The sequence below is a fragment of the Thermococcus sp. 21S9 genome, assembly GCF_012027635.1.
Classification (GTDB): domain Archaea; phylum Methanobacteriota_B; class Thermococci; order Thermococcales; family Thermococcaceae; genus Thermococcus.
On record NZ_SNUS01000032.1, the window covers coordinates 1 to 463 of the forward strand.

1 protein-coding gene is annotated in these 463 nt (G+C 35.0%); it reads left to right on the forward strand.

Features of this window, described 5'->3' with window-relative positions; translation table 11 throughout:
• Nucleotides 1-457: winged helix-turn-helix domain-containing protein (locus E3E28_RS10820; protein ID WP_167915458.1), on the forward strand; the 457-nt coding region annotated here is incomplete at its 5' end.
• Nucleotides 458-463: the final 6 nt, after the last annotated feature.

A 463-nucleotide genomic window follows, 5' to 3' on the forward strand; every position in this document is an offset into this window, starting at 1 on the left:
TTGTAGGGCTTTGTACTTAAATCCCTATGGGAACTTCTCAAAATGTCCACTTTCAAGATTTGAGGTAAACTATAGGAAAATAACCAGAGAAGATCTTAGAAAAATGCTCTTTTCATCTTGCGCAATAAATCGAAATATTATTGGACTTTCACCTAAAATACAGGTCTCATTTGTGACAAAAGATGGTGTTGAAATTCCTGGAGAAATTTTGGAACTTTTGGAGTTAATCTCTCAGGTTAATTCCTTTAGAGCTGCATGTAAAGCTCTTGGAGTTTCTCCATCAACGTACTGGGAAAAAATAAAGAGTTTAGAAGAAAAGTTGGGTATCTCTTTGGTTATATCTGTTAGAGGAGGGAGGAAGAAGGGAATAACAATTTTGACAGATTTTGCTAAGGAACTTCTGAAGGAGTACAAAGAAATTAGGGAAAGAGCAATAGTATCACTATATGAATACTAAGTCGTG